Below are 14,001 nucleotides of genomic sequence, written 5' to 3'. Positions count from 1 at the left end.
AGACGAAGGGCGGCAAAAGTAAGCGGTAATCCGACCCGTGCGCCTTCCACCCTAAAGAGACGTTTCCAGTGAATTGTTGGCGCGGCACCTTACTTACTTCACAGCCTGCCCATCGGAAATCCATTGTTGCTGCACGCCCCAGGTAAGATTCGGCGTATCGGCCGCTACCAGCGTGAGGGTGCCGCCCGCCGCTATTTCTTGGTGGGTCAGCCAGTTACGCTCAATAGGCTTGCCGTTCAGTTTGGCCGACTGGATGTAGCGCCGTACGGGACTGTAGTTTTCTACCTGAATAGCTAAGGTTTTCTTGGGAGCTACCTGAAGCGTTAGCTTTTCAAACAACGGCAACGACAGGTAGTACACTGGCTCACCCACGCAGGCGGGCATGAGGCCGCACGCCGTCAGCACGTACCACGCCGACATGGCGCCGGCATCGTCGTCCATGGTGCGCAGGTAGGCCTGGGGCTGGTTTTGGTAGATGCGGCCAATGTAGGGGTCAATGCCGCGGCTATTGTCGTTGAAATAGTGCTGCACCACGGTGTCCACGGCCAGTTGGTGCAAGAGGGCCTGGGATTTCCAGGGCTGCTGCGAGGCGTTGTAGAGCGCCGGGGCCTGCAAGTCGGTTTCGTTGGCGTGGTTGTAGAAGTCGCCGGCGAAGAAATTGTCGAGTTGCTGGCGGTAGGCCGCTTCGCCGCCCATTAGCGTTATCAAGCCTTTTACGTCGAACGGCACGGCCCAGCGATACTGCCAGACGGTGCCCTGGTACATGCCCCGCGCCGGCAGCTTATCGACATCGGGCTGAGTTATATCCGCGAAATCTTTGCGCCAATAGTTACGGTAGCCGAGAGCTTTCTGCCGGTACTGCGCGCTTAGCTTGTCGTCTTTGAGTTCGGCTAGAATCCCGGCTAGCGCCCACGCATCATAAGATGATTCCAGAGCCTTATCGGGGTGCGAATAATCGAGGCGGTTCACTTCACTGATCAACGAGTCGCGGATGCCGCGCAAATCCACTTTGTAGCCTTTGCGGTAGGCATCGAGCAACACTACAATAGCGTGTTCGGTGCGCACGGTAGGCGACGGCTCGTGCTTGGTAGCAAAGTCTTTTTTGCCGAAGCGGTAGAGGTTGGCCAGCGAAGCAGCTATGTTCTGAAACTCGGTGGGGTACACCAACGACAACAAGGGCAACTGGGTATGGTAGTTGTCCCAGACGGCCCAGCCGTTGTAGATGGGCATGCGCGACATTTGCCGTGAGCCATCAATGGCCTGATAGCTGCCATCAGGCTCCGACACCACGTAGGGTGACTGCAACGTGCGGTACAGCATAGAATAGAACAGTTTGGTGCGCGCTGGTTCGCCCTGCACCTGCACCCGGTTTAGCAGCGCGTTCCAAGCCTGGCTGCTTTGCTGCCGGAGCGCCACGAAAGATTCTCGGCGCAGCCCGGCCTTCGCATACGCCACACTGACCGAGGAAAAGGCTACCCGCACTTCTACCTCGGCAGGACTGCCCGAGGAGGACAGGCGGGCAATCAGTTGGTGCGCGCCCGTGGTTTCCCACTGCACCGGGCGGTTGATTTCTAGGTAATAGAACAGGCGGTACAGGCCCGCGTCGCAGGTGGTAGCGGCTTCAATCCAGCCGCTAAGCACCGTGCCCTCGGTGGTGTGCTGCTCCTGCTTGAAGCGCTTTACGAAGGAGTGGCTCAGATCAAAATACAGCCCAGGGTCGCCGGCTGGAAACGAATAGTGGTGCACGCCAAACTTTTGGGCTACCGTCAGCTCCGCTTTTTGACCATTGGTGAACGAGACGCTGTAGTAGCCTGGCTCGGCTTGCTCCGCGGCTTTGAGCAGCTCGGTTTGCTGGGGTTGCCGGCCCATGAAGGGCTTCACCAGCAAGTTGCCGCCGCTGCCCATGCAGCCCACGCCCTCGAACCGGTTGTGGGTGAAGCCTAGGAATTTGCGGGCCAAATGCTCGTAGCCGGTGTGAGTGTTGGGGTAGGTCTGGGGCCCCAGGCTAACCATGCTGAACGGGTACGAAGCCGCGGGCGAGAGTTGGCCATGGTCGCCGGACGAACCCAGAAACACGTTGACTTGCTCGACCGGCGCGGCCGTTTGCGCTCGGCCAAGCAGGGGCAGCACACTCAGTATTATCCACCAGAAATATTTCATGTTGTTTACTACACGTTATGGATCGAGCGGATCGTAAGGGTCGGGCTGCCGGGCTGCCGGTACGGGGAAAAAGGCGTTTTCTTCCGAGGATACCTTCTGCAAGCCGCGGTACGGCACGTAGCCAAGCTCGCGGCGGCAGCGCTCTTCCATTCCCAGGATGTAGCGGCTTTGCGAAACGTCGGTCACGACAAGTACGGGCCGGTCGGTGGGGATGCCAAAGGCATAGAGCATCCGGGCGGTGTTGCGCAGGTTGGTAGTGGTGTGGCGGGCATAAGGTTCAATGAACACCACCGAATCAGGCAGGCCCTGGGTTTGCACCAGGTACTTCTTCATTTCCACGGCCTCGCAATAAGGCGTCTTGTTGGGGTGCACATGCCCACCCGATACCACAATGAAAGGCGCCAAGCCTTGCCGGTAGCGCGCCGCCGCCAGCCGGCAACGGAAAGCGCCCAATGTATCGAGCGCAACGCCGGGCTTTTCCGGTCCTAGGCCGGGCACTAGCAGCACGCTGTAGGGGTAGCGCGCCCAAGTGGTATGGCGTACTGCGGCACGCGGAGCCTGGTTCAGGCCCGCGCTTAGAGGTTCGTAGCGAATGGCTTCGTCCCGGTCGTTGAGGCGCAAGGCCAGCCGGGCTGCTTGCAGTGGCAAGGCGTAATAGGCGGTTGGGCGCTGGCGTTGTTTTTTGCTGACTGGCAGTAATGCAGTGCGCACTTTTTGGGCTAATGTGGCATCGTGCCGCGGAAAACTGCTGGAGTCGATGGCCGGATAGCGCGGCTTCTGGTTAGCCAAGTACACCCGTAGAATCCGGTTCAAACCCCGTGCGGCATCTTGCCAGGCCAGCCGCAGCACGGCGGTGTCCGGCCGGTTCAGGTAGAGCGGATAGCGGCCAGCTGGACCTATAGTGGGCGCCAGCAGCGCCCGAAATTCCGGGCTATTTGCGTAGGTGTGAACCAAGGCTTGCTGGATAAGGCGAATTTCCTGAGGCTTCCACACCACCGAATCTGCGTAGCGTTGTGCATCCGGCGTGCCTTCGCTAAGGGCCTGGTAGGAGCGCGCAGCCTGGCGACGGGCAACGGTCTGCAACGCCTTATCGTTTTGGAGCGCCCGTTGCAGCGCCGGACTTTCCTCGAAGACTGAGAGCAACGGAAACGCCTGAGCTAGCAGGGCGGAATCAGCGTAGGCGGCCGCTGGCCGAGGAAATGGCGACTGGCCGAAACCAGTGAAAGCCAACCCGCTGAAGCAAGCCAGCAGGGCAAAAAAAGCGCGCCACAGCCCCGCCGGAAAGCGGTGGGCAGTGGCGCGTTTCACGTTATCATCTAGCATGTATGCTTGGTTTGGAGCCCAAAAAAGCCGCGCCGTAGGTAGCCTGAGCTGCCCCGGCGCGGCGGGTGGCCTTAGTAGCCGGCGTTCTGCGTTAGTAGCCCTTTGCTGAGATTAAGCTGGGTTTGCGGAATTGGCCAGTACTCGTGGGTGCCTTTCACGAAGCGGGCCGTGGAAAGGTAGGTGCGGCGGCTTTTCTCGCGGGCGAAGTGCTCGTTCATCACTTGGTCGGCAACACCCCAGCGCACCAAGTCAAAGAAGCGGTGACCTTCCAAGGCCATTTCCAGGCGGCGCTCGGTGCGCACCGCTTGGCGGGCCACCTCGGGGTCGGTCCAGACGGCGGTGTACGGGGCCACGTTGTAGCGCGCGGCGGGGGTACCATCGGCGTTGCGCACTTGGTCGTTGGTGGCGCGGCGGCGGATTTGGTTGACGATGGTGCGGGCGCCTTCCAGGTTGTCGGTTTCCGCCAGCGCTTCAGCCTTAAACAACAGCACATCGGCCAACCGGATAATGTCGTAGTTCAGCGCGCTAACCCACGGGAACTGGTTGAGGTAGAACGTGGAGCGGGAGCTAACCATACGCTTCTTAAACGAAAACTGCCCGTAGGTACCAGCATCGCGCACCCAAGAGGCGGCGTAGGGAGCCAAGTCCAGAAACTGGATGCCCGGCCGGGCCACCGCGTGGTCGAGGCGCGGGTCCACGGAGTCGTTGGTGCCCACGTCGGACTTGTCGGTTTGGGGTAGGCCGGCGGCCGTGGTTTTAAAGGCATTCACTAGGTCTTGACTGGGCGCGTCAAAGCCGTATACCGGGTAAAACGGCCCGCCAGGGTTCAAGAGGCGCTCATCGAGGCTGCCGCGGTAGTTGCTGGGCGTACCGTCGCGGATGGACCGCTCGATGGTGAACAGGCTTTCTGGGCCGTGCTCTTTGCTGGGGTCGAAGTTGTCGTGGTAGTTATCGTTGAGGCGGTAGAGGCCGGTGGCCAGCAGCGCGTCCACCTTGGTAATTACCTTGGGGTAGTCCTTGGTGTAGAGGTAGAGCTTGGCCAAGTAGGCCGTGGCGGCGCCCTTGGTTAGGCGGCCCAAATCTGCCTGCTTGGCGGGCAAGCTGGTTTCCGCAAGCAGGAAATCATTCTCGATGTTTTTCCACAGCTCGGCATCCGATAGGTTGTTCGGAATGTCGTACTCGGTGATGGTGCGCGGCGTCTCGTCCACCCACGGAATGCGGTTATACACCTTCTTGAGGTCGAAATAGTAGTGCCCGCGCAGCAAGTGCAGTTCGCCCAGCCGGATGGTTTTCTGCTCGGCGCTCATGCCCGCAAAGTTGTTGACGGCCTGAATGGCGCGGTTGGCGCGGGCAACGCCCTCGTAGCCGGCGCGCCACTTGCGGTCCACATCAATGATGTTGGCGTTGGTTAGGAAGATTTCCATCAGGTGCATGCCGTTCTGGTCGCCCACGCCGCCACCGCCCTTGTAGGCATCGTCGGATACCACGTCGCCGAAGGTCCAGTTGGTGCCCGGCGAGTTGAAGGCGTTGTTGGCGTCGTCGATTTGTCCACCCAGGGGCGCGTACGCTGCCGTTATCAGGGCTTCCACCGCGGCCAGGTTGTTGAGGTCGGTGGAGGAAAGGCTGGCTTTGGGCTCCTGATCGAGAAAGTCTTTGTCGCAACCGGCCAGCGTGGCGGCCAGCGCCAGTACGAGAATCTTATTTTTCATGAGTTGAAAGAGTAAGGCAGGTTAAAACCGAGCGTTGACGCCGAACAACACCGCGCGGGGCTGCGGATAGTAGCCACGGTCCACGTTCTGGTCGAGGTTGCGGTCGGCGGCGTTGTAGTTTTGCAGGTTCACTTCCGGGTCCATGCCGGTGTAATCGGTGACGGTGAACAGGTTCTGGGCCTGCACATACACGCGCAAGCTGCTGGCCTTGATGGCGCTGGTGAGGGTAGCCGGCAAGGTGTAGCCGATCTGCAGGTTTTTTAGGCGAGCGTACGAGCCGTTTTCCACGAAGTAGGTGGAGGGCCGCAGCTCGTCGTTGACGTTGGTTTTGCTGAGCTGCGGCAGCGTGGCGCCCATGTTCTGCGGCGTCCAGGAGTCGAGGATGCGGGTATTCTTGTTGAAAGGGTCGAAGGCGAAATCGGTGTGATACTTACTGAAGTTGTAGATGTCAATGCCTTGCACGCCCTGGATGAAAGCACTGAGGTCGAAGCCTTTGTAGGAGGCATTCAGGTTCAGCCCGTACGTGAAATCCGGCGAAGGCTTGCCGATCTGCTTTTGGTCCTGCGCGTTCACCGTGCCGTCGCCGTTCAAATCCTGATAGCGCCAGCGCCCAACGGCCTTGCCGTTTTGGATGGGGGCGGCGTCCACTTCGGCCTGGTTCTGGAAGATGCCATCCACCACGTAGCCGTAGAAATACGCCACCGGCTTGCCTACTTCGGTGCGCGAAAGCGACTGGCCGCGCGTGAGATTGTTGCTCACGTAACCCGGAATCGAGAGGTTGCCCTCGCCCAACGACAGCACCTTGTTGCGTACTGCCGACCCGTTGGCCGACACGCCCCACTGGAAATCCTTGGTGGCGTCGCTCTGGTAGGTGGCTTGGAACTCCAAGCCGCGGTTGCGGATGCGGCCGGCGTTTTCGTAGGGCACCAGCACTTCCCCGGCCAGGGCCGGGCGCGGCACGCGCACCAGTACGTCCTTGGTTACTTTGTCGAACCAATCAACGCTGAAGTTCAACTGGTTGCCCAGCACGCCGAAGTCGAGGCCGATATCGGTTTGGGTGGTGGTTTCCCACTTCAGGTTGCGGTTGCCGATGGCGCGGGCCGTGTAGCCGGTTTGGACGGTGCCGTTGCTGCCAGTCAGCGGATAGTTGGTGTTCGAGGGGCTGATGCCATAGATGTCGAAGGCCGGGTAGTTACCGATTTCCTGGTTGCCGCTTTGCCCCCAGGAGCCGCGCACTTTCAGGTTGCTCAGCCAATCCACCTGCTTCATAAACGTTTCTTCCGACACGCGCCAGCCCGCCGAGAAAGCCGGGAACACGGCGTAGCGGTTGTTGCTGGGGAAGCGGCTGGACCCGTCGCGCCGCACCGACGCCGACGCCAGATACTTGCCGCCGAAGTTGTAGTCGAGGCGGCCGAACTGCGAGAACAACGACCAAGCCGAGCCGGTACCGCCGTTGGTTTGCAGGCCCTGGCCGGCGTCGAGGTAGCGGAAATCCGGGTCGCTGATCAGAAAGTTTTCGCGGTAGGCATTGAAGCCTTCCTCGTTGTTTTCGATGGCCTCGGTGCCCACCACTGCGGCCAGGGTGTGCTCCCCGAAGGTGCGGCTGTAGCGGGCCGTGTTGGTCCAGGTCCAGTTGGTGGTGTAGGCGTTGGTGTTGTTGAGGCTGGCAATGGGGTTGTTGGCAATGCCTTCCACGTAGCTCGGCGTGAACCCACGGAAGTTGCTGGTCAGGTAGTCGATGCCGATAGAAGACCGCACAAACAGGTTGTCAGCTAGTTCCAGTTCGGCGTAGGCGTTGCCGAGGGCCCGCAGGTTTTTGGTGGCGTTGTCGCGGGCGTTGTAGAGGGCCCGCAGGGGGTTGCCGGCGTCGCCAAGGCCGGCCGCTGGACCAGCGAAGTTGCCTAGCTCGTCGCGGACAGGCACGATGGAAGGCAGCCGGAAAGCATCAAACACCACCCCGCCGTTCACGGCATTGGACGAGGCTTGGGTGGAGCGGCCGTAGCTGGCCGTGAAGTTTTCGCCGACTTTCAGCTTGCCCAGCACCGTGTACTCGGTGTTGGCCCGCAACGAAGCCCGCTTGAAGCCCGTGTGGTCCAGAATGCCGTCTTGGTTGAAGTACGACAGGTTGATGGCGTGCCGACCACTTTCGTTGCCGCCCGACAGTCCTAGTGAGTAGTTCTGAATGGGTGCCGTGCGGAAGATGGTTTTAAACCAGTTGGTGCCGCCTTGGTTGGCTCGCACATCGGGGTTACGCTGCAAAAACTCCGGTAGCACCGGCTGTGCGCCGTTGCCGTATTGCGGGTGGCTCGGCGTTTGGCCGCTGTTGCGCTGGGCGTCGAACTCGATTTGGGCCAGTTCTGTCGGCGATACCATGCTGGGCAGGTTGTACACTGACTGCACCCCGTAGTACGAGTCGAAGCTCAGCTGCGTCTTGCCGGCCTTACCCTGCTTGGTGGTAATGACTACCACCCCGTTGGACGCCCGCGCCCCGTAGATAGCCGTCGAGGAAGCGTCTTTCAGCACCTGCATCGACTCCACGTCGTTGGGGTTGAGCTGGCTCAACCCTGCTTTGGTGGGCACCCCGTCAATAATATAGAGCGGGTCGTTGTCGCCGAGCGTGCCCAGGCCGCGCACCCGCACCACGCTGTTGCCACCGGGCGCGCCGTCGTTGCTGACTTGCACGCCGGCCACTTGGCCTTGCAGCAGCTTATCCACGCTAGCCACCGGGAAGTTGCGCACCCGTTCCAGCGGCAAAATGCCGACCGCCCCGGTTACGTCCTTGGCCTCCTGGGTGGTATAGCCCACCACCACCACTTGGTTGAGGGCCGTAACGTTGGTTTTCAGCGCAATAGTGATGGTGCGTTGGGTTCCCACCCGAATCTCCTGCGGGTTGTAGCCAATGAAGTTGACCACCAGAATGGCATCTTCGTCGGGTACTTGCAGCGTGAAGGCACCAGTCTCATTGGTGGTTGCGCCCACTGTGGAGTTTTTGATCTGCACCCGGGCCCCCGGCAAGGGTTCCCCCGTGGTGGCATCACGCACCACGCCCTGCACGTCCAGCACCACCTGGCCCGTTGGCTTGCCAAGAGCAGGCGCGGTGGCGGGTTTCTCTACAATAATCTGCCCGGCCACTACCCGGTAGCTTAGGCCCAGCGGACCAAGCAACCGGCCCAGCACCTTGGAAACCGACTCGCGGCTGGCTTGCACGCTGGTTTTCTCGTCGAGCAAGGGCAGGTCGCTGGTGAAGGCAATGGGCACGGCTGCCTGCTCGCTGATGGTGTGCAGCACCTGCCGCAGCGTCTGGTTTTGCAGCTCGCAGCTGATACGCTTCTGCAAGGCTTCCTGCGCCAGGTCCGGCGAAATCCAGGCGGCGGTCAGCATAGTAGTCAGCAGCAAGCCGGGCACTGGCCGACGCAGGCTCCGCAGCATCTGGGCCAGAGGAGAATACTTGTTGGGCATGGAATGAAAATGAAAGGGTTGGCGAGATATATGAACAACTAGCAGCAAGCCAGCACCCCCTCCAAAAGGAGCGGACCAGTTGGGTGCCTGATGTAAATCAAAGAGTGCGCAAATCCGCGGCGAGCGAGGATACCCAGGTTTTCAAAAAATGAAAGTGCAAACGGCAGTGGCTTAACCAGAGCAGCCCTGGCCTTCCAGCCAAATCAGGTGGGGAGAGTCGGTATGGTAGCGGCTGTGGGTGAGGGCCGCCACGATTTGTAGGACTTCAGGCAGGGTTTCGCCCTCGAAGCGCACCGTGAGGCGGCACTTGTTGAGGCGCGGGGCGCGGGTCCGGATGGCCACCCCGTAGCGGACGGAGAGCTTATCGAGCACTTCATCAAGCGGCGCGTCTTCAAACCGCAGTTGCCCGCGCCGCCACGCCAAACTAACTCCTGGGTTGGTAGCGGGCATGGCACGCAACTCGCTGGTAGCAAGCTCAAACACCGCCCGTTGGGCCGGGCGCAACCCCACGTGCTGCTGGCTGGCGGTGTCCCGTACCCGCACTGCTCCCGTCAGCACGGTTACTTCCTGCCTGGTGGCAGTAGGGTAGGCGTACACGTTGAAGCTGGTGCCCACCACTTCGGTTTGTAGCTTGCCACTGTGTACCACGAATGGGCGGGCCGCATTTTTAGTAACTCGGAAGTATCCCTCACCCGTCAAGTACACGTCGCGACGAGTGGGTGTAAACTGCGCCGGATAGGAGAGGGTGCTCCCCGCGTTGAGTACCACCTCACTGCCATCGGGCAGCATCAGCGAGTCGGTGCGGCCAGCGGGCACGCGCTTGTGCAGGTAGGCTAGGGTGGTGTTGGCAGGGCTCGGAGTAGGCAGGAAGTAGCGCCCGCCAATCAGCAACAGCAGCCCAATGACGGCCGCCGCCACCCAGAACAAGCGCGGCCACAACTGCCGGACTGCCGGCGCGGAAGCAGCAGGCTGCAAGAGACGGTCCAGCCGAGCCTCGATGCCGGCTAGTAACTCGGGCGCTGCTGGCTCCGTGCCGGGAAGGTGCAGGCGCTCATACTGGGTTAGGGCCTGCTCTAGTTCCTCGCCAGAAGCCTGCGCGAGCCAGCGCTGAAACGCCTCCTGCTCGGCTGGGGAGTGCTGGCCGGTTGCGTATTTTTCCAGGAAGAGGCGACGCTGCTGGGGAGTCATGGCGAGGATTTCACTGGCAAGACGGACTAGCTGCCAAAAAGAACCCCTCGTCGAGAAAATTTAATTTTTAAGGCGTAGCAATCAGTGAAATAGAATGCGCTACTGAGCGGATTTAACTGTCAGTTTCACTAAAGCCAGCAAGCAGAAAGCGCCGAACGACCAGTCGGCGTGCCGCTTTAAATAAGCCTTGACAAACGCTGTAGCGGCGTAGAATTGCTTTTTCACCACCGGTTTGGAAATAGCTAGCTCCTGGGCAATGTCGTCCAACGAAAGTTCGTCTTGGGTGCGCAGCAAAAAGATCTGCTTTCTTTTCGGGGGCAGTTGCGCAATAGCCTGCTGTGCTAGTTGGTATCCTTGGTGATAAATCAGCTCCTCGTCGGCTAGCGAGGGGGCAGCGGCTTCGCGCAGGAAGCGTTGTTGCTGGATGGCCTGCTGCTTCTTTTCGCGCCAGCAATCAATTACCAGATGCTTGGTGGTTTGGTAGGCGTAGGCTTTGAAAGAGGAAATGTGTGTGAGCGTAGCGCGTCGCTCCCAAATCCGCACAAAAACCTCCTGAATCAGTTCTTCGGCCTCTGCGGGTGAGGCAACAAACAAACGAGCGTAACGAAACAGGCCGCTCAGATGGGTGCTGTACAAACACGTAAAAGCTTCTCTGCTGCCCGCTGCTACCGCCTCTAGCAACGTCTTTTCGTCCTGTTCCCTGCTCATAAACTCCTAGCGTAGGTTTGTGGCAAAAGTACTCTGGCCCTATAGTGCTACTAGTTATCGAATGATTACCAATTACTGAGGAGGTAATAAATTTTATCTTCTGATTAGGCCTCAACCTCGTACTGCTGTAACTAGGTGCCGCCGTATGAGGTGCTGGTCAAACGGCGCGTACAACATCTGATACCCACTTGCTCAGACGCCGTTCAGCCTGCGAGTTGGCACTTTGTTTCACCTGCTTTTCAAGCTTTCCTCCATGACACCTATACAAGACAAAAGCCACTTAGATCAGGAAAAGCAGGACGCGGCCCGGGCGGCGTTGCGGTGGGTGCAAGACGGGATGTTGGTTGGCTTGGGCACTGGCAGCACTGCCGCGCATTTCATTCGACAGCTCGGGGCAAAGGTGCAAGCCGGCGAGCTACGCGTGCAGGCCACGGCCACCTCACTGGCCAGCGAAAACCTGGCCCGGCAACTCGGCATCCCGCTCATAGAGCCACGCCGCGGCCTGCGCTTCAACCTGACGGTGGACGGTGCCGATGAAGTGGACCCGCACTTGCACCTGATAAAAGGTGGGGGAGGGGCGCTGCTGCGGGAAAAGATTATTGCCACCGCTTCCGATTACCTGCTCGTCATTGCCGATTCTTCGAAAGCGGTAGCGCAACTCGGGAAGTTTCCACTGCCGCTGGAAGTTGTTTCGTTTGCCTTGCCGTGGGTGCTGGATGCCGTGGCTGCCCTGGGCGGAAATCCGGTGGTGCGCATGAGCCAACAGGACCCAGACAAACACGCGCAGTCCGACCAAGGAAATCTGTTGGTTGACTGTCATTTCGGTGCGCTAAACGAGGTGGAGCAGCTCGCCAGGCAGCTTAAAACAATACCCGGTATTGTGGAGCACGGCCTGTTTCTGGGGCTGGCCCGCGCCGCTCTGGTGGTCCAACACGGGCAAGTGCAGGTGCTACGGCCCGATGCTGCGCCACAAGCAGCCGACAGTTTTGCAGCACTGCCCTAATGATTTTACATACAAGCAAAAAGGACCGTCAGCGTAGCCTGACGGTCCTTTTTGCTTGCTAACGAGTAGCTACCTATGCCTGTTGCGTTAGCCGGGAAGCAGCAGCGGCATCCAGAAACCAATGCAGTTCGCCATCGGTAGGCGAAACGAGCTGGGCCGGGAAGTTCTCGATATTTTCAGGGTCTTCCAGAATGTGGCGTACGGCCAAGGCTTTGTCTTCTCCGAAAACCAGGAACGCAATAGCGCGAGCCTGGTTGATCAACGGCGCCGTGAGCGTAATCCGGTCTGCCTTCAGCTCTTCCACATACACTGCCTGCACGTCGGCGGTCTTGGCGCCCAACACCGTGGTGTATGGAAACAGCGAAGCCGTGTGTGAGTTGTCGCCGAGCCCCAGCAGAATCAAATCGAAGCGGGCCTGCTCGTTGCCGAAGTGCTGGTTAACAGCCGTCGTGTAGTGCGCGGCGGCTTCGGTTGGGGGCAAGCTGGTATCAACCGCAAAAACCTGGGCGGGGTTGATGTGCAGCGGATCAAACAGAGCGGTTTTGGCCATCAGGTAGTTGCTATCCGGGGAGGTGTGCGGTACGTTGCGCTCGTCCCCGAAAAAGAAATACACTTTCTGCCAATCCAGTTGGTCTTTGAAGTCAGCGGAAGCCAGCAACTCGTACAGTTTCTTGGGCGAACTGCCCCCTGAAAGCGCCACCGTAAAACGCCCGTGGGTGCTAATGGCTTGCGTGGCCGTGACCACAAAGTACTCCGCTAAGCTGCGGAGCACCACCGACGTGACCGGAGAAATATGAAGCTTCATTAGGCTGGTTTTTTCTTGTGATTGACGGGAAGCGTGAACCAGTGAAACCCTTCGCGCGCGATGAGGGCTTCGGCAGTTTCCGGGCCCCACGAATCGGCCGAGTAGTTGGGAAAGTTGAGGCTTTTGCGGTTCTGCCAGGTGTTCAGAATAGGCATAATCAAGTCCCAGGCTTCCTCCACTTGGTCGCCGCGCATGAACAGGGTCTGGTCGCCGAGCATGGTGTCGAGCAGCAAGGTTTCGTAGGCTTCCGGCGCTTGGTTGGTGTACGTGCCTTTGTAGTCAAACACCATGTCTACGGTGTTCAGCACCATGTCTAGGCCGGGGCGCTTGGCTTGCACTTGCAGCCGGATGCTCATTTCAGGCTGAATGCTGATGATGAGGCGGTTGTGGCTGATGTTGTCGGCCGCAGAAGCCGGAAACATAAAGTGCGGTACGTCCTTGAACTGGATGGTAATAACGGACGCCGACTGGTGCATGCGCTTGCCGGTGCGCAAGTAGAACGGTACGCCTTCCCAACGCCAGTTGTCCACGAAAAACTTCACGGCAGCAAAGGTTTCGGTGTTGGATTCCGAGCCTAGCTCGTCGCGGTAGCCGGGCACTTCCTTGCCCTCAATCCAGCCGCTGCCGTACTGCCCGCGCACCGTGGAGAGGCGCACATCTTCGGGTGAGAAGCGGCGCATCGCCCGCAGTACGTCCACTTTGCGGTTGCGTACTTCCTCGGCATTGAAGCTGATGGGCGGCTCCATGGCCACAATGCACAGCAGCTGCAGCAGGTGGTTCTGAATCATGTCGCGCAGGGCGCCCGAGCCGTCGTAGTAGCCGGCCCGCTCGCCGGCCCCGAGCTGCTCGGTCACCGAAATCTGCACGTGGTCGATGTGGTTGCGGTTCCAGACGGGCTCCAGAATCGAGTTGGCAAACCGGAACGCCATGATGTTCTGCACGGTTTCCTTGCCCAGGTAATGGTCGATGCGGTAAATCTGCCGCTCGTTGAAAATACGCGTCAGCAGCTGGTTCAACGACTTCGCCGATTCCAAATCGTGGCCAAACGGCTTCTCAATCACAATGCGGGTACGTTCCGCATCCTTGGTGAGCTTGCTTTTGGCCAGGTTTTCGGCAATGATGGGGAAGAAGTTGGGCGCTACGGCCAGGTAGTAGATAACGTTGGCCCGCACGTGCCAATCGGCTTCGTGCTGCTGAATCCGAACGCCAAACTCCTTGTAAGTTTCGGCATCGTTTAAGTCAGACGCCTGATAGAACAGGTTCTGCGAGAAGACTTCCCATTGCTCGGGCTTGGCTTTGCCGCTGCGCGAAAACTGGTTGATGTCCTTGAGTAGGTTGGCGCGAAACTCTTCGTCTTTCAGCTTGGTGCGGCCCGTACCAATAATCGAGAACTGCTTGGGCAGCCAGCCTTCCAGGTACAGGTTATAAAGCGCAGGCGCCAGCTTGCGCGCGTTCAAGTCGCCGGTGCCACCGAAAATGACAAAGATGGTTGGCTGTATTTTTTCGTTGCTATTCATGCCTGCTGCTTGCTTGGAGAGTGACGGATGGAGTGGAGAACTAGTACTGAGTATCTCCTCGAAAATCCAGAATGAAGCACGTTGAAAACTAAATTGAAAATGAGGGTTGGGGCAGTAGGGTGGGAGCTT

The 14,001-nt window shown here is 59.4% G+C and carries 9 protein-coding genes; 1 reads left to right on the top strand and 8 read right to left on the bottom strand.

Going from position 1 to position 14,001, the window contains the following annotated elements:
* Nucleotides 1-93 precede the first annotated feature (93 nt).
* The 6 genes from MTX78_RS14355 to MTX78_RS14330 form a co-directional block, all read right to left on the bottom strand.
* Nucleotides 94-2,160, bottom strand: a complete 2,067-nt coding sequence (locus MTX78_RS14355; RefSeq protein ID WP_243795508.1) for a glycoside hydrolase domain-containing protein — start codon at nucleotides 2,158-2,160, stop codon at nucleotides 94-96.
* A 15-nt stretch (nucleotides 2,161-2,175) separates the two neighbouring features.
* Nucleotides 2,176-3,483 carry a YdcF family protein gene (locus MTX78_RS14350; RefSeq protein WP_243795505.1) on the bottom strand — a complete coding sequence of 436 codons (1,308 nt, stop codon included), beginning with the start codon at nucleotides 3,481-3,483 and terminating at the stop codon, nucleotides 2,176-2,178.
* Between the two features lie 71 nt (nucleotides 3,484-3,554).
* Nucleotides 3,555-5,192, bottom strand: a complete 1,638-nt coding sequence (locus tag MTX78_RS14345; protein WP_243795498.1) for a RagB/SusD family nutrient uptake outer membrane protein — start codon at nucleotides 5,190-5,192, stop codon at nucleotides 3,555-3,557.
* Between the two features lie 21 nt (nucleotides 5,193-5,213).
* A complete protein-coding gene (locus MTX78_RS14340; RefSeq protein ID WP_243795496.1) occupies nucleotides 5,214-8,651 on the bottom strand; it encodes a SusC/RagA family TonB-linked outer membrane protein in 3,438 nt (1,145 codons plus the stop codon).
* A gap of 171 nt (nucleotides 8,652-8,822) precedes the next feature.
* Nucleotides 8,823-9,839, bottom strand: coding sequence for a FecR domain-containing protein (locus tag MTX78_RS14335; RefSeq protein ID WP_243795494.1), 1,017 nt, complete (start codon nucleotides 9,837-9,839; stop codon nucleotides 8,823-8,825).
* Nucleotides 9,840-9,938: 99 nt separating this feature from the next.
* Nucleotides 9,939-10,547: an RNA polymerase sigma factor gene (locus MTX78_RS14330; RefSeq protein ID WP_243795491.1), complete on the bottom strand. Its 609-nt coding sequence runs from the start codon at nucleotides 10,545-10,547 to the stop codon at nucleotides 9,939-9,941.
* Between the two features lie 253 nt (nucleotides 10,548-10,800).
* Here MTX78_RS14330 and rpiA point away from each other — a divergent pair, with 253 nt between their 5' ends.
* The gene (gene rpiA / locus MTX78_RS14325) at nucleotides 10,801-11,550 is read left to right on the top strand and encodes a ribose-5-phosphate isomerase RpiA (RefSeq protein WP_243795489.1); all 750 of its coding nucleotides are present in this window, start codon (nucleotides 10,801-10,803) and stop codon (nucleotides 11,548-11,550) included.
* A gap of 73 nt (nucleotides 11,551-11,623) precedes the next feature.
* Here rpiA and pgl read toward each other — a convergent pair whose 3' ends face one another.
* Nucleotides 11,624-12,355, bottom strand: a complete 732-nt coding sequence (gene pgl / locus MTX78_RS14320) for a 6-phosphogluconolactonase (protein ID WP_243795481.1) — start codon at nucleotides 12,353-12,355, stop codon at nucleotides 11,624-11,626.
* Nucleotides 12,355-13,872: a glucose-6-phosphate dehydrogenase gene (zwf, locus tag MTX78_RS14315; protein WP_243795473.1), complete on the bottom strand. Its 1,518-nt coding sequence runs from the start codon at nucleotides 13,870-13,872 to the stop codon at nucleotides 12,355-12,357. The genes pgl and zwf overlap by 1 nt, the downstream gene beginning before the upstream one ends.
* Nucleotides 13,873-14,001 lie beyond the last annotated feature (129 nt).

Origin of the sequence: Hymenobacter tibetensis (assembly GCF_022827545.1) — a bacterium.
Taxonomy (GTDB): Bacteria; Bacteroidota; Bacteroidia; order Cytophagales; family Hymenobacteraceae; genus Hymenobacter; species Hymenobacter tibetensis.
The sequence above is the reverse complement of the archived record's forward strand: the minus strand, read 5'-3'. Positions and strand labels throughout refer to the sequence as shown.